Source organism: Agrobacterium tumefaciens str. B6, from assembly GCF_001541315.1.
GTDB lineage: Bacteria > Pseudomonadota > Alphaproteobacteria > Rhizobiales > Rhizobiaceae > Agrobacterium > Agrobacterium radiobacter.
In genome coordinates this window covers 63193-77935 of sequence record NZ_LMVK01000012.1, presented here as the reverse complement: position 1 = coordinate 77935, position 14743 = coordinate 63193, and the positions used below count along the sequence as shown (strand labels likewise).

The window sequence follows — 14743 nt, the reverse complement described above, 5'->3', positions numbered from 1 at the left end:
GCCTGAAATCGAAAAATTCCGTGCTCAGTCATAAAGATACAACTTCTTCCACTGCTCTTCGGGAATCTTGTCCCCCACACGGTAGTCGAAGGACTGGATGCTGAGGCTGTCACTCTTCAGCTGGCACTTGTATTTGAGCTTGTACCATTCGCCCGCGCTTCTGAAGACCGCACCCGGCGCCTTGATGGAGTTCTTGCCCACTTCCGGGTCGCCGAACGTATAGGCGATGACCTTGTCCGGCCGCATGCCCTTTTGCTCTGTCGCTATCCTTTCCATCGCCTCGATATCGCAGCGCTGCTCCAGGCGTTCTTCGGGGGCCAGCGCATTCAGTTGCCGCATGACGCTGGCATCGATCGCGAAAGCGGGGGTGAAGGCCTGCAGGCTGAGGAAAAAGGCAGAGAGGGCAGCGGGAAGAAGCTTTCGCATGGGGTCCTGTCAGTTTTTTCGTTTGTTCTTGTCGATCGCGGCAGGCCGGACGGCCGACGCGCATCATCGCCGATTTGCCGGATATTGCCAAAATGTGATCGAAAGCTGACGAAATTGTGCCCGAGCCGCATTCCGCCTGTGGAGATTTGAAACTTGATCGGCCGCAAGCCGCACTCTACATCTTGGTGCCGCCCAAGAATTTTTACAGGAAAGCGAGTTTCCCTTGCCGATTTTCAAGAACCTGCCCATTGCCCCGACCGCCGAAAAACGGCCCGTCCAGGATACGCATCACGGCATTACCCGCACCGACGATTACGCATGGTTCCGGGCCGATAACTGGCAGGCCATGTTCAAGGACCCCACCCTGCTCGACCCGGCCATCCGCGCCCATCTGGAGGCGGAAAACGCCTATATGGAAGCGGCCATGGGCGACACCAAGGCGCTTCAGGAAAAGCTGTTCGAGGAAATGAAGGGCCGCATCAAGCAGGATGATTCCTCCGTTCCCGTTAATGACGGGCCTTACGCCTATGGCACGCTGTTCGTGACCGGCGGCGAGCAGCCGCATTATTTCCGCACCCCGCGTGATGGCGGTGAAAAACATGTGCTGCTTGATGGTGACAAGGAAGCGGAAGGCAAGGATTATTTCCGTCTTGCCGGTCTCGACCAGTCCTCCGATCACAGTCACGGTATCTGGGGTTACGACGACAAGGGCTCGGAATATTTCACGCTGCGCATCCGCAACCTTGAAACCGACGAAGACCTTGCCGATGTCGTGGAAAACACCGGTGGCGGCGGCGCATGGGCGCCTGATGGCAAGAGCTTTTTCTATACGCTGCAGGACGAGAACCATCGCCCCTCGAAAGTTTTCCACCATATCATCGGCGAGCCGCAATCGGCCGACCGGCTGGTTTATGAGGAAAAGGATCCCGGCTTCTTCATGGGCGTCGGCGCGTCGGTGCTCGACGATTTCATCTTCATCGACATTCACGACCACGAGACCAGCGAATACCGCATTCTCTCCACCAAGGACCTGACGGCCGAGCCCGCTATCGTGGCGGAGCGCGAAGAGGGCATCGAATATTCGATGTGCGAAGGCGGCGACGTCTTCTTCATCCTTACCAATGACGGCGACGCCAAGGATTTCCGCATCGTGGAAGCGCCGGTCACCGCGCCCGGCAAGGAAAACTGGAAAGAGGTGGTTCCGCACGAGCCGGGCCGCCTGATCCTCTCCGTCGACGCCTATGCCCGCCACCTGATCTGGCTGGGACGCCGCGACGGCCTGCCGCGCATCGTCATCCGCGACCGCCGCACCGGCGAGGAACATTCCATCGCCTTTGCCGAAGAGGCCTATTCGCCCGGCCTGCATGGCGCGGCGGAATATGACACCGACGTCATCCGTTTCTCCTATTCCTCGATGACGACGCCGAGCCAGCTGTTCGATTACGACATGGTGACGCGTGAGCGCACGCTTCTGAAGACGCAGGAAGTACCATCAGGCCACAATCCGGATGACTACATCACCCGCCGCATCATGGCGCCTGCGCATGATGGCGAACTGGTGCCGGTCTCCCTGCTCTATCGCAAGGATGTGGCGCTCGACGGTTCCGCCCCCTGCCTGCTTTATGGCTATGGGGCTTACGGCATCACCATTCCCGCCTCCTTCTCCACCACCACGCTGTCCTTGGCAGATCGTGGCTTCATCTATGCCATCGCCCATATTCGCGGCGGCAAGGACAAGGGTTTCGAGTGGTACGAAACCGGCAAGATGGAAGCCAAGCAGAACACCTTCAAGGATTTCATCGCCGCGGCTGACCATCTGGTTCAGGAAGGTTTCACCTCCTATGAGGGCATCATCGCCGAAGGCGGCTCGGCCGGCGGCATGCTCATGGGGGCTGTCGCCAATATGGCGCCGGAGAAATTCGCCGGCATCATCGCAGCCGTTCCCTTCGTGGACGTTCTGACGACCATGCTCGATGACACGCTGCCGCTGACGCCGCCGGAATGGCCGGAATGGGGCAATCCGCTGGAATCGGAAGAGGAATACGGCTGGATCGCCGCCTACAGCCCCTATGACAATGTCGGCGCCAAGGCCTATCCGCCGATCCTCGCGCTTTCCGGCCTTACCGATCCGCGCGTGACCTATTGGGAGCCGACCAAATGGGTGGCGAAGCTGCGCGAAAGGACAACGGGAGAAGCGCCCATCCTGCTGAAGACCAACATGGCGGCCGGCCATGGCGGCAAATCGGGCCGTTTCCAGCGGCTGGAAGAAATCGCCTTCGAATACGCCTTCGCCCTGAAGGTGGCCGGCAAGGACGCCGTGTGACGGCCTGACATTAAAACGGGCGGCGATTCCGTCGCCGCCCGACCCATGAGAGATAAAAATACCCACAAAAATCATCTTTTCGAACATTTATTCCAGAAAATATCGATTGTATCTTTTCCTTAAATTTCACTTGTCACATCATTGGATTTTTATTTCTAGTTATTGCAACCAACAATATATCCAACTTAAATCAGAATAACTCTCATGTATTATTCGAAATAGGGAAATGTTCCAAAAATCGAATGCATGGCTGCGATGCGTCATTTCGCGTTGCAATATCACTTTTTGGCCGTATTATGCCGGTCGTTGACATATTCATGCGCCTTTTCGCCGCTTTTCTTGCGGCAATGCCGCAGCGTGTTCTGCGGATATTCTTCTCGCCGTAATTTTTCGGCTTTTCCACGCGCCATGTCAGTTCGCCCTTGGCAATCCGGGCTTTGCAGTGCTCCCGCTTTGCCAACTGAAAACACTGCATCAGACTTGGAGGTCTCCTATGAAGAAACTCCTGGCCTCGACCATTCTCGTAACGGGCTTTACCATCGCTGCCGGTGCAGCACATTCCGCCAAGGCCGCCGATAGCTGCGGCAGCATCACCATCGCCGAAATGAACTGGGCATCCGCGGGTGTCGCGGCTTATGTCGACAAGTTCATTATGGAAAACGGCTATGACTGCACGGTCAATGTCGTCACCGGCGACACCATGCCGACCTTCGCTTCCATGAACGAAAAGGGCCAGCCGGACATGGCCCCCGAATTATGGGTGAACGCCGTGCGCGAACCGCTCAGCGCCGCCGTCAAGGACGGCCGCATGATCGAAGCGTCGAAAATCCTGAGCGAAGGCGGCATCGAAGGCTGGTGGATCCCCAAATTCATCGCCGACGCACACCCCGACATCAAGACCGTCGAAGACGCGCTGAAACATCCCGAACTATTCCCCGCCCCGGAAGACGCCAGCAAGGGCGCCGTGCATAATTGCCCGTCCGGCTGGAACTGCCAGGTAACGACCGCCAATCTCTACAAGGCGCGCGAGGGTGACAAAAAGGGCTTCACCCTGGTCGACACCGGCTCGGCCGCCGGTCTTGATGGCTCCATCGCCAACGCGTTTGAAAAGAAGCAGGGCTGGCTCGGCTATTACTGGTCGCCCACCGCCATTCTCGGCAAATACGAGATGGTGAAGCTGGATGACGGCGTTGAACTCGACCGCGCCCATTTCGACGAATGCACGGCGAAGGTCGATTGTGCCGATCCCAAGGTCAATGCCTATCCGGTGGCGGACGTCTTTACGGTCATCACCAAGGACTTCGAAGGCAAGGCCGGGGTGACGATGGATTACATCAAGGCCCGCAGCTGGGACAACAAAACGGTCGCCGAAATCCTTGCCTGGATGGATGAGAACCAGGGCACCAACGAGGACGGCGCGGAGTATTTCCTCGAAAACCATGAGGACATCTGGACGAAATGGGTTCCGGCCGAGGTGGCGGAGAAGATCAAGGCTTCGATGTGATTGGTTGGTGGGGGGAAGCTTCGGTTTTTATCCGTGGCTTTACCCCCCTCTGTCCTGCCGGACATGCTCTGCAAGTTCCCGGCCATCGACAACTCCACGATGCGTGTGGCACGCAAAACCATCGATGACGGTTTTCGCGACATCGTGCGCAATTATGGCGATGCGATCGACGTCATCGTGCATCCTCTGCAGCTGTTCCTCAATGCCTCGGAGCGGCTGTTCATCCAGACGCCGTGGATCATCACGATGCTGGTCATTCTGGCCATCGTGCATCTGGCCGGGCGCAGCTTCAAGATCACTGGCGGCACCGCCATCTCCCTGCTCATGATCGGCGCCGTCGGCCTCTGGCGCGACGCCATGACGACGCTCTCCATCGTCGCCATTGCCACGCTGATCGCCATCGTCATCGGCCTGCCGCTCGGCATTTTGATGGGACGCTCGGAACGCCTGCAACGCCTCATCAATCCCGTGCTCGACGTGATGCAGACCCTGCCGAGTTTCGTTTATCTCATCCCCGTGGTGGTGATTTTCGGCATCGGCAAGGTTCCGGGCCTGATCGCAGTGGTGATCTACGCCATTCCGCCCGTCATCCGCCTCACCAGCCTCGGCATTCGGCTCGTTGATCGGGAAGTGCTTGAGGCGGCCGACGCCTTCGGCTCCTCCAATGGCCAGAAGCTGTTCAACGTGCAGCTGCCGCTGGCGCTGCCGACCATCATGACCGGCATCAACCAGACCATCATGATGGCGCTCGCCATGGTCGTCGTCGCCTCCATGGTTGGCGTCGGCGGGCTGGGCAAGAACGTGCTGCAGGCCATCAACAACCAGTTCTTCACGGTGGGCTTCCTGAACGGTTTCGCTCTGGTCGCCATCGCCATCATGTTCGACCGGGCGAGCCAGGCTTTCGGCAAGCGCCTGCAGAAATACCGCGAGGTTTCCCATGGCTAAAAGCATCGAAATCAGGAATCTTTACAAGATCTTCGGCAGGCATCCCGAGAAATACCTCCAAGCTGTGCGATCAGGCATGGACAAGGTCGAGCTGAACGACAGACACAACCACGTCCTCGGCCTCAACAACATCAACATCACCATGCCGGGCGGCAAGATCACCGTCGTCATGGGGCTTTCCGGCTCCGGCAAGTCGACGCTGATCCGCCACATCAACCGGCTGATCGACCCGACGGCGGGGGAAGTTCTCTATGACGGCGAGGATATCTGCGGCATGAGCGCCTCGGCGCTGCGGCAATTCCGCCGCCACAAAACGGCGATGGTATTCCAGAAATTCGGCCTTCTGCCGCATCGCACCGTGCTGGAAAACAGCGTTTACGGCCTCGATATTCAGGGCGTGCCGCGCAAGGAGAGCGAGGAGAAAGGCCGTTATTGGCTGAATCGTGTCGGCCTGGAGGGGTATGAGGATTATTATCCGAACCAGCTTTCCGGCGGCATGCAGCAGCGTGTGGGCCTTGCCCGCGCGCTTGCCAATGACGCCGATATTCTGCTGATGGACGAGGCCTATTCGGCGCTCGATCCGCTGATCCGTGTCGATATGCAGACCATGCTGCTCGATCTGCAGCAGGAGTTGAAGAAGACCGTGGTGTTCATCACCCACGATCTCGACGAGGCGCTGAGACTCGGTGACCACATCGCCATTCTCAAAGACGGCGAAGTGGTGCAGCAGGGCGACGGCCAGAGCATTATCCTTTCACCGGCGGATGGCTACGTCACCGACTTCGTGCGTGACGTCAATCGCAGCCGTGTGCTGCAGGCAACCACTGTCATGGAACCGCTCGAAAGCCGCCCCGAAGGCATGGCCGTGCCGGAAAACGCGACGCTGGAAACAATCGCCCGCGACATGTCGGAAGCCAACGAGACGACCGCCCATGTGGTGGACGAGGACGGCAAGCCCGTCGGCAGCATCGGTCTCGACACGCTGGTGGCCGCTATGGTGACGCCCGCGCCGCAGGAGGCGGAGGTTAAGGTGGAAGCGGCGGAGGAGCCGGAGAAGCCCGGGGAAACGGTTGTTCCAGTGGATAAAGAAACGGCTTGATCCGGCATTCCGGGAGCTGACTAGCCTTGCCGCACACTCCACGTCATCCTCACCCTTGAGGCGAGGATCCATTTTGCGCCAGTAAGTCCCCGGTTATGAATCCTCGCCTCAAGGGCGAGGATGACGTGGAGTGTGCGGCAAGGCGTATTTCAGTGCCAGCCTTGAGCCCAGGTGTCAGCGTCCAAGTGCCAGCGCCCACATGCTCTCCCTCGCCGCCGTGCGAAATCAGGGTACCGCCTTCAGTCATGTAAAAACGAAGCACTACTTCGCCGGCTGTCAACCCTCGGCGATCGCTGCAGCGCAGCAAGCGCAAGTTTCGGACAAGTCCCCGCCGTTAACTATTCGTTAACTTTTGAACGCGGAATCACCGACATGCAGATTGAAAGCAATATCGGCGGATATAATTACCAGGGGCGTGTTCGCGAGCTTGAAAAAGCCGGCGGCGCACAGAATGCGGCTGAAGAACAGGCCGTCAAACGCAGCCCCGGCAACCCGACCGTTTCCAGCACCATTCTTTCCCAGTCGCTGGCCAACGTGCTGTGGGCCGTCGGCAATGGCAGCGCACCTGCCTATCAGGATCCGGCGGCGGCCTCCGCCGAGGACAAGGCGGAAGCACAGGCGGAATGGGTGCGCAGCGCCTATTCGGAATATACCGAATAAACGATTCCAATCAGGCCCTTGCCGGGCTCACTTCCACCGTCACATGGGACAGTTCATGTATGGCGGCAAGTTTCTGCTTGTAGAAAGCCGGCGCCTTCGGCGCCTGCGAATGGATCGCCACGATGGCGGCGTGATGCCCCGGCCCCACCTGCCAGACATGCAGGTCGGTGATGCGATCCTCTTCCGTCTCCACGCTTTCACGGATTTCCTGCGGCAAATCCTCCGCCGGCGGCAGCGCGTCAAGCAGGGTTGTCGCCGTGGAGCGGATCAGCCCCCATGACCAGCGGGCAATGACCAGACCGCCTACGATACCCATGGCCGGATCAAGGAACGACCATCCGTTCCATTTGCCAAGCAGCAGCGCGACGATGGCGAGAACCGAGGTCAGCGCATCCGCCAGCACATGCAGATAGGCCGCGCGCAGATTATTGTCCCTGCCGCCCTTTGCGCCGGGGTCAGCATGGTGACCGGCATGCGAGCCATGATCATGATGGGCGTGGCTGCCATGGCCGTGATGGGCATGCGAACCGTGGGTGTGGCCATGTCCATGCCCATGATCGTGGTGATGATCATCCTTCAGCAGCACGGCGCTGAGAAGATTGACGGCAAGGCCGATGATGGCGACGAGGATAGCCTGGTTGAAATCGATTTCGACGGGATTGAATAGGCGCATAGCGCTTTCCACGGCAATCAGCAGCGCCACCACCGCCAGCACGATCGCGCTGGCAAAACCCGCGAGATCGCCGAACTTGCCGGTGCCGAAGGTGAAGCGCGGGTTGCGCGCCTCACGACGGGCATAAAGATAAGCCAAGGCCGAAATCAGCATCGCGCCCGCATGGGTGGACATGTGCCAGCCATCCGCCGTCAGCGCCATGGAGCCGTACCAGTGGCCGGCAACGATTTCCGCCACCATCATGGCCGCAGTCAGCGCAATGACCATCCAGACGCGCCTCTCATTGCGCTCGTGGTTCTGGCCGAGGAAAACATGGTCGTGACCGGCTGCTGCGCGGTGTTCGGATGTCGTCGTCATGTCGCTCAATCCTGTTTGCTACTGGCCTGCCTGATCTGCTGGCCCGTTCGATTTCACCGGATGTAGGTCTTCAGCACCTGGGCCAGCTCTTCCGCCGCCCGGGCCCGTTCGTCTTCGTTTTCGGCATGCACCACATGCTCATGCAGATGCTCCTGCATCACCTCCCCCGTCAGTCCGGAAAGCGCGCCGCGCACGGAAGCGAGCAATTGCAGCACCTCGCCGCAGGGCTTGGCATCATCAAGCGCACGCTCCACCGCTTCCATCTGCCCTTTCAGGCGGCGGATGCGGGCGAGAAGCTTCTCCTTGTTGCGGATCGTATGGGACATGGGGACCTTATATAGTATAGGGGGGTATACTATATGAGTGAGATTTTCCGTTCAAGCCCCGCTTGACGCAATCTTCGCGAATGTTTCGACCCTTAAAAAATCTCCCCATGAAACTTAGGGGACTCAGTCATGACGACTATCGCAGCAACCATCAGCAGCTATCATCCCACTCCGCTCCGGAGCCTTGAGCCGGCGAGAGGCAAGGAAACTCACTCCACCACCGAAGCCCTGCTGGAGCTGACCCGCGCCGCGCATCGCACCATTTCAAGCGTCGAAACCGCTGCCACGGCCATCGCGCCGGCCGCCGCCAGCGTTTCCTTCGGCCTCGCCACAGCACTCTGGAATCTCGACAGCGGCACCTCCACGACAACACCCGCCCTGGACATGGCCGCATCGGCACAGCCAGAAGCCGCATCCGGCATCGAGAACGATGTCCTCAAAGCGCTCGCCCAGGCGCTTGGCGTGGATGACGCCGCCTGAGACCCATTGAATGGCGGGCTGAAAAGCAATATCTCTAGAGACTAGAGCATCGACTCTGAACGGCGAAGCCACCCCGTTCTTCCGTCTTTGCCCGAGATATGGAGAAAGTCATGCTGTCCATCGGTGAATTGTCCAAACGTACCGGCGTCAAGGTGCCGACGATCCGCTATTACGAGCAGATGGGCCTCATCCGCGAGGCCGACCGTTCTGAGGGCAATCAGCGCCGTTACGAAAAGGCCGACCTCGACCGGCTGGCCTTCATCCGCCATGCGCGGGATCTCGGGCTGAACATCGACGCCATCCGCGAACTGATCGCGCTTAGCCAGCACCGGCAGATGCCATGCGAGGGCGCGGACCGCATCGCTGCCGAACATCTCGCCCATGTGCGAGAAAAGATCGCCAGCCTCAAGAAGCTGGAGCATGAGCTGGAGCGCATCGTCTCCCACTGCCACGGCCATTCGATCGAGGATTGTTACGTCATCCGCGCGCTTTCCAATCATGACATGTGCGAGGGTGAGCACTGAACGGAAAACCGGGCTTGACAGATTACGGATTCGGGCGCATTGCATTTCCCATGATCAACGAACGCGCACCCATCTCCTGCTCGTACTTTTGGGCCTACCTCTAAGGGCGGCTCGACATATCATGTTGTCAACAAGCCGCCGTCAGGCGGCTTTGTTGTTTCTCAAGCGTCCTGACGGCACCGATAAGACCAAAGGACCGAAAAAATGACCGAAGATAGCTCCCTTACACTGGAAAGACCGCCCGTCGTCATCATTCGTGGCGCACGCAAGACGGACTTGCCCGAACTCAACGAGATGATCACGCTGCTTGCCTCCTACCACGGCGATGCGGCGGCGATCACGCCGGCGAAACTGGAACGCGACCTGTTCGGCCCGCTGCCCTGGGTGCATGGCCTCGTGGCCGAAGCCGATGGCGCGCTGATCGGTTACGCCCTGCTTCTGCCGCTCTACAGGGCGCAGGAAGGCCGGCGCGGGCTCGAGCTGCATCATCTCTTCGTGCGTGACGGCCATCGCGGCCATGGCACCGGTCAGCATCTGGTTTCCCGCGCCCGCGATATCGCCAAGCGTCTCGGCTGCGACTATCTTTCCGTCAGCGCCACAACAGGCAATGTCGCGGCGCATCGCTTCTACGAAAACATGGATTTCGCGCCCCGGCCGGTTACCGGCATGCGCTACATGCAGTCAATTGCCTGATTGGCATCAACGGAGACGACCATGACACGGATCGCCATTGCGCTCGCGCAGGATTTTGCTGACTGGGAACCGGCGCTGCTTGCTGCCGCAGCGCGCGGCTATCTCGGCGTCGAAATCATCTATGCCACGCCTGATGGCCGGCCGGTAACGTCCATGGGCGGGCTGAATGTAACGCCTGACACATCCTATGACGCGCTTGATCCTGTTGGCATCGATGCGCTTGTCATTCCCGGCGGTCTCAGCTGGGAAAAGGGAACGGCTGTCGATCTTGGCGGGCTGGTGCACCGGTTTCGCGACAGGGACCGGCTGGTGGCCGGCATCTGCGCGGCGGCAAGCGCGCTCGGCGGCACGGGCGTTCTGAACGATGTCGCCCATACCGGCAATTCGCTGGCATCGCACAAGGCCTATGCCGTCTATAGCGGCGAGGCGCTTTATCGCGACCAGCCGAAAGCAGTCAGCGATCGCGGCATCATCACGGCCGCCGGCAGCGCGCCGGTCAGTTTCGCTGTGGAAATCCTGAAACACCTCGGCCTCTTTGGTCCGGAAGCCGAGGCGGAACTTCAGGTTTTTGCGGCGGAGCATCGCTGAGGCGCAGCCGTCTCGGTTGTTTGCACTCCCTCTACTCCCCGTCATTCCGGCCTTGGGCCGGAATCCAGCCGACGCGCGTCTGCGCGGCGAAAAGACTCCTCTCAGCCCAAGGACTTGGGCTGGCTGGATCCCGGCTCAAGGCCGGGATGACGGAGGTGAGAACAGCGATGATTATCGCTGATCCAGCACCCGGCAAACACGTGCTGCGTGATCGCCGCCCTCCCCGGCAATCGCCCGGCGAATATCGCGGCTGTTCAAATGCAGGCTTCGGCCGGCGGGGAAATTTGCACGTTTTATCTTGGCAAGTGCCGCCGCCACAAAGGCGACCTCATGGTCGTGGAAAAAGGCAAGAGCCGCCTCTTCTGTAGGGCTCGGCCCCAGCACCGCCTTGAAGGCAAGGCGGTGCACGGCGCAGAAAGCGCCGTGACCGGGAACGGCAAAACGCAGCGCATCGAGTTCCTCACTCCATTCCGCTGCGTCCTGCATGGATTTACGCCTGCTGGAAGCGCTTCAGGAAAAACGCGCTCAATGTTCCGAGCAAAGCCCAGAAAACGAAGCTCGTGATCGTGGCGGCGACGATGAACTGACGCTCCAGCGGCAGCGGCGCCAGCGCATGTTCACCTTCCGGAGGCAGGGGTGCGCCCACCACATGCGGCGCAACGATCAACACCAGCGCCAGAACGATGGCCCAGGGTTCGCGGCGGAATGCGATCAGCGCAATGCCGCCCGCGGTTGCGGCAACCGTGGAGAGCCACCAGATCTGCCGCGCCTCAAGTGCGGCGGCCGGGCTGCCCGGCAGTTCCGGCGGCAGGCCGATCATCGGGGCCAGCATGACGGCGGCAAAACCGGCAACGCCCCAGAGAAGGCCTTCGCGCCAGCCGCCATTCGTGCCGCGCAGCGAAATAAGGCCGGTCAGGACAAGCGCATAACCGATGGCGGTCAGGACATTGGCGGCGACGGTATAGGCGGTGCGCTCGAAGCCATCGGCCGGAGCCCAGGCCTCGTCATTGTGCTCATGGGCGGGAACCGCAGCACCGGGCGCCGTCGCATCATGGCTGTGGGGCGCCTCGCCACCGGCGCTCTCATAGGTTTCCGCCTGAAGGATGAGCGGCGTGGTGCCGAAAGCCTGCATGGCAGACACGGCAAAGCCGCCGAGAATGCCGACGAGAACGGCGGTAAAGACGATATTGCGAAAAGATGACATGCCGTTTCCCCTCAATGGCAGGGGAAGGCATTGGCATGACGCGTGTCATGCGCGGCATTGTGAACGGCTTCCACATGGGAAAAGCCGACAAAACCGACAACGAACAGGCCAAGCACGATCGCCGTCAGCGATTGCGCGAAGCTGCCCGTTTTTGCGGAAACGGCTGAATTGGCCGTATTCTGCTGGATGGACATGGTGACCCCTCTCCCGGCGCGACCCCGCGCCTTTAGACACGGCCGAACGGCGGGAGCCGCAAGACCGCATGCGATACACTTCACCACGGGGATACGAGACTGACACAGGGAGGCATTGATCTCGCCACCCTGAAATTCCGCTCTTCCGGACACCCCGCCGGCATGGACATTTCCGTGATGGCAGGTCTCCTGGCTTACGGGTCAAAACCTGAAACACCTTCCCGGCATCGCCCTCCCTGGAAACCTCGGTTCCCGGAAAATGGCTTGCCAGTGGCACTTCGTTTCAGGCTCTCCGCTCACAGTTGCGGGGGCAGCCACGAATGAGGATTTCTCCCTATCGTGTTCCCTTTTCCCCTTCCGGAACGCCCGGAAGGAACCATCACAGGATTGTTATCCGATGGGTGGCGGCGGGAGTCAATGGGCGCGCATGCGCCCAGGGGCCCCCTCCCGCGCCGGAATGGCCTTCAGATAGGCGGCGATCGCATCGCGGTCATCGGCCGTCAGATGCGCCATGTTCTGCTGCCCCTTGACCATCGAACCGCCGACGCTGTCGAATTCCGGGGTGAAGCCGGTTTCCAGATAGCTGGCAATATCGGCCTTGGCCCAGCTTCCGATGCTTTGCGAGCCGGGGGTGATGTCAGGAATGCGGCCTTCGCCTTCCGGATTGGGGCCGCCGGCCAGCCACTTATCGGCAAAGAAACCGCCGAGCGCATTGCGCGGCGTATGGCACTCGCCGCAATGGCCCGGCCCTTCCACCAGATATTGACCGCGCAGCAATTCGGCATTGGCATTGGCAAGCTCGACGCGCGGCGGTGCGGAGGGGTCGAAATAAAGGAACTTCCAGCCGCCCAGCGCCATGCGCAGGTTGAACGGGAACGGCAGTTCGTGATCCGGCGCATCGTTCTGGCTGGCCGGCAGGGCTTTCAGATAACCGAAGAGATCGTTGATGTCCTTCTGCGTCATGCGGGCATAGGAGGCGTAGGGAAAGGACGGGTAAAGGTGCTCACCGTTCCTGCCCACACCACGCGTCATCGCATCGCCGAATTCCGCCAGCGTCCAGCCGCCGATACCATGCTGCGGATCGGAAGAAATATTGGGCACATGAAAGGTGCCGAAGGGGCTTTTCAGCGCCTGCCCGCCCGCAAGCGTCAACAGCGCCTCACCCTTCGCATCGGGTGCGGCATGACAGCTTGCACAGCCGCCCGCCCAGAACAGCGTTTCGCCATTGGCCAGATCCGGTTCGCCAAGGCTGACCCAATGGCTTGGCGCCTGACGTTCCGGCGCGGTGACCCAGGCGAATATGCCGTAGCCCGCAATCGCCGCGACCACGGCCCCGCCAGCGAATTTCGTCCAGATGGAGGACATACCCCTCTCCCCATTCTCACCTGACCCGGTCAGATGCCTTTCGAGCGTGAGAAAACGCCGCCGGGAAGCGGCGTTTCCAGAATCATTCGATTATTTCTTCAGACGATAGGTCTGGTGGCAGGTGCCGCAATCGGCGCCGAGCGTCTTCATGGCGGTGGCAACACCCGCCTGATCGCCGGGGAGATTGGCGAGAACGATGTCCGCATCCGTGCCGAGCTTGGCGGCCTTGGCCTTGAAGTCCTCGAAATTTTCCCAGATGGCGGGAGCAGCCGCGCTGCCGGTTTCGGTGCCGGCGGGGAACTGCTCCGGGAAAGCCTTGGCATTGGTGCCGATGGTCGTCACGGCGGCCTTGACGGTATCAGCGTCAAAGGGCTTTTCGCCCTTGGAGATGGCGGCGAGCGAACCCATGGCGCCGCCGATCTGCTTCATCATGCCTTCACGTTTTTCGACTTCGCCGGCAGCGTAGACCGCTCCGGCGCAAAGACAGCCGAAAAGCATGGCCGCCGTGATGGTTTTCAGTTTCATGCACACTCTCCTTGATTCCGGCTGGGACACCGGGCGCTAGATGGAACGGCGCGAGGATGCCCTTTCCGGATGGCGAAAAGAAGTCACATTGCGGTGAATTCCATCGTGAAAACAGAAGCCTAAGACAAGGCCTCCCAGAGCGTGAGAAGCGCTGCGGCAATCAGCATGAAACCGGCGGCGCGACCGATGAAGATCGTGGCGGCGGGCGAGGAAACAAGCCATGCCCGGCTTTTATCCGCCGTCAGCGCCAGCGCGCCGTAGACGGTGAACTGCGTCACCGCCACCATCGCGCCCATCACCAGCCCCTGCATCCAGATCGGGCCATAGGCGGGTTTGAGAAATTGCGGATAGATCGCCATCATGAACAGATAGGCCTTCGGATTGGAAAGGCAGGTCAGCACCGCCCGCCAGAAGGCTTTTCTGACCGAAGCGCTCGCCTGGGCCTCGTCGCCGTTCACGACAATCGCGCTGCGCATCAGGCCGATGCCGATCCAGATCATATAGGCGGCGCCAAAGACCAGAAGCGGCAGGAACAGCGACGGCATCCAGGCGGCGAGCATGCCGACGCCCAACGCGCCGTAAAGCGAATGCACGATGCCGCCGGCGCTCATGCCGCTTGCGGCGGAAAGGCCGGTTCTTTTGCCGCCCGTCAGCGCGCTTGCCAGCACAAACAGCATGTCCATGCCCGGCAGAATGATGATGCCGAACAGGACCAGAAAGAAAAGCCAGAGATTTTCGGCGTAACTCATGTCAGTATCTCCCAAAACGGTTCATGACACATTCGGGAAAGTCCATGTTTCTCAATGTGTTTCTCCATTTATAGGAAAGACCAACTGACAGCGTTGTGTCAGTTGCGT

At 60.2% G+C, this 14743-nt stretch carries 19 protein-coding genes and 1 riboswitch; of the genes, 9 read left to right on the top strand and 10 right to left on the bottom strand.

What is annotated here, in order from left to right; translation table 11 throughout:
* Positions 1-24 precede the first annotated feature (24 nt).
* Positions 25-426 (bottom strand): DUF930 domain-containing protein, encoded by a 402-nt coding sequence (locus ASB65_RS10505; RefSeq protein ID WP_003509289.1) that lies wholly within the window; start codon positions 424-426, stop codon positions 25-27.
* A 223-nt stretch (positions 427-649) separates the two neighbouring features.
* On the opposite strand from ASB65_RS10505, the gene ASB65_RS10500 reads away from it, so the two are divergent.
* Positions 650-2749 carry a S9 family peptidase gene (locus ASB65_RS10500; protein WP_060723936.1) on the top strand — a complete coding sequence of 700 codons (2100 nt, stop codon included), beginning with the start codon at positions 650-652 and terminating at the stop codon, positions 2747-2749.
* 278 nt (positions 2750-3027) lie between these two features.
* Here ASB65_RS10500 and ASB65_RS29085 read toward each other — a convergent pair whose 3' ends face one another.
* Positions 3028-3159, bottom strand: a complete 132-nt coding sequence (locus ASB65_RS29085; protein ID WP_003509291.1) for a hypothetical protein — start codon at positions 3157-3159, stop codon at positions 3028-3030.
* Positions 3160-3242: 83 nt separating this feature from the next.
* Here ASB65_RS29085 and ASB65_RS10495 point away from each other — a divergent pair, with 83 nt between their 5' ends.
* The 4 genes from ASB65_RS10495 to ASB65_RS10480 all read left to right on the top strand — a co-directional run bounded on the left by ASB65_RS10495 (position 3243) and on the right by ASB65_RS10480 (position 6957).
* Complete coding sequence (locus ASB65_RS10495; protein ID WP_060723935.1) at positions 3243-4253, top strand: ABC transporter substrate-binding protein; 1011 nt, start codon at positions 3243-3245, stop codon at positions 4251-4253.
* Between the two features lie 63 nt (positions 4254-4316).
* Complete coding sequence (locus ASB65_RS10490) at positions 4317-5198, top strand: ABC transporter permease (protein ID WP_416346320.1); 882 nt, start codon at positions 4317-4319, stop codon at positions 5196-5198.
* Complete coding sequence (locus ASB65_RS10485) at positions 5191-6297, top strand: quaternary amine ABC transporter ATP-binding protein (protein WP_060723933.1); 1107 nt, start codon at positions 5191-5193, stop codon at positions 6295-6297. Before ASB65_RS10490 ends, ASB65_RS10485 begins: the two co-directional genes overlap by 8 nt.
* Before the next feature lie 372 nt (positions 6298-6669).
* A complete protein-coding gene (locus ASB65_RS10480) occupies positions 6670-6957 on the top strand; it encodes a hypothetical protein (RefSeq protein ID WP_020009640.1) in 288 nt (95 codons plus the stop codon).
* A 10-nt stretch (positions 6958-6967) separates the two neighbouring features.
* On the opposite strand, the gene dmeF is transcribed toward ASB65_RS10480, so the two are convergent.
* Positions 6968-7987, bottom strand: a complete 1020-nt coding sequence (gene dmeF, locus ASB65_RS10475) for a CDF family Co(II)/Ni(II) efflux transporter DmeF (protein ID WP_060723932.1) — start codon at positions 7985-7987, stop codon at positions 6968-6970.
* 53 nt (positions 7988-8040) lie between these two features.
* Positions 8041-8313: a Ni(II)/Co(II)-sensing transcriptional repressor DmeR gene (gene dmeR, locus ASB65_RS10470; RefSeq protein WP_003509296.1), complete on the bottom strand. Its 273-nt coding sequence runs from the start codon at positions 8311-8313 to the stop codon at positions 8041-8043.
* Between the two features lie 129 nt (positions 8314-8442).
* On the opposite strand from dmeR, the gene ASB65_RS10465 reads away from it, so the two are divergent.
* The 4 genes from ASB65_RS10465 to ASB65_RS10450 all read left to right on the top strand — a co-directional run bounded on the left by ASB65_RS10465 (position 8443) and on the right by ASB65_RS10450 (position 10598).
* A complete protein-coding gene (locus tag ASB65_RS10465; protein ID WP_060723931.1) occupies positions 8443-8793 on the top strand; it encodes a hypothetical protein in 351 nt (116 codons plus the stop codon).
* A 110-nt stretch (positions 8794-8903) separates the two neighbouring features.
* A complete protein-coding gene (locus ASB65_RS10460; RefSeq protein WP_003509303.1) occupies positions 8904-9317 on the top strand; it encodes a MerR family transcriptional regulator in 414 nt (137 codons plus the stop codon).
* Between the two features lie 204 nt (positions 9318-9521).
* Complete coding sequence (locus ASB65_RS10455) at positions 9522-10010, top strand: GNAT family N-acetyltransferase (RefSeq protein ID WP_003509304.1); 489 nt, start codon at positions 9522-9524, stop codon at positions 10008-10010.
* A 21-nt stretch (positions 10011-10031) separates the two neighbouring features.
* A complete protein-coding gene (locus tag ASB65_RS10450; RefSeq protein WP_003509305.1) occupies positions 10032-10598 on the top strand; it encodes a type 1 glutamine amidotransferase family protein in 567 nt (188 codons plus the stop codon).
* 171 nt (positions 10599-10769) lie between these two features.
* Here the strand turns inward: ASB65_RS10450 and ASB65_RS10445 are convergent, their stop codons facing one another.
* The 6 genes from ASB65_RS10445 to ASB65_RS10420 all read right to left on the bottom strand — a co-directional run bounded on the left by ASB65_RS10445 (position 10770) and on the right by ASB65_RS10420 (position 14635).
* On the bottom strand, positions 10770-11084 hold the full coding sequence (locus ASB65_RS10445) for a hypothetical protein (RefSeq protein WP_060723930.1): 315 nt from the start codon (positions 11082-11084) through the stop codon (positions 10770-10772).
* 4 nt (positions 11085-11088) lie between these two features.
* Positions 11089-11802 carry a CbtA family protein gene (locus tag ASB65_RS10440; RefSeq protein WP_003509307.1) on the bottom strand — a complete coding sequence of 238 codons (714 nt, stop codon included), beginning with the start codon at positions 11800-11802 and terminating at the stop codon, positions 11089-11091.
* A gap of 11 nt (positions 11803-11813) precedes the next feature.
* Positions 11814-11996 carry a CbtB domain-containing protein gene (locus tag ASB65_RS10435; protein ID WP_003509308.1) on the bottom strand — a complete coding sequence of 61 codons (183 nt, stop codon included), beginning with the start codon at positions 11994-11996 and terminating at the stop codon, positions 11814-11816.
* 161 nt (positions 11997-12157) lie between these two features.
* Positions 12158-12392: riboswitch (cobalamin riboswitch) on the bottom strand.
* A gap of 18 nt (positions 12393-12410) precedes the next feature.
* Positions 12411-13361: a c-type cytochrome gene (locus ASB65_RS10430; protein WP_060723929.1), complete on the bottom strand. Its 951-nt coding sequence runs from the start codon at positions 13359-13361 to the stop codon at positions 12411-12413.
* 90 nt (positions 13362-13451) lie between these two features.
* Positions 13452-13886: a c-type cytochrome gene (locus ASB65_RS10425; RefSeq protein WP_003509310.1), complete on the bottom strand. Its 435-nt coding sequence runs from the start codon at positions 13884-13886 to the stop codon at positions 13452-13454.
* Between the two features lie 119 nt (positions 13887-14005).
* Complete coding sequence (locus tag ASB65_RS10420) at positions 14006-14635, bottom strand: LysE family translocator (RefSeq protein ID WP_003522261.1); 630 nt, start codon at positions 14633-14635, stop codon at positions 14006-14008.
* Between the last annotated feature and the right edge of the window lie 108 nt (positions 14636-14743).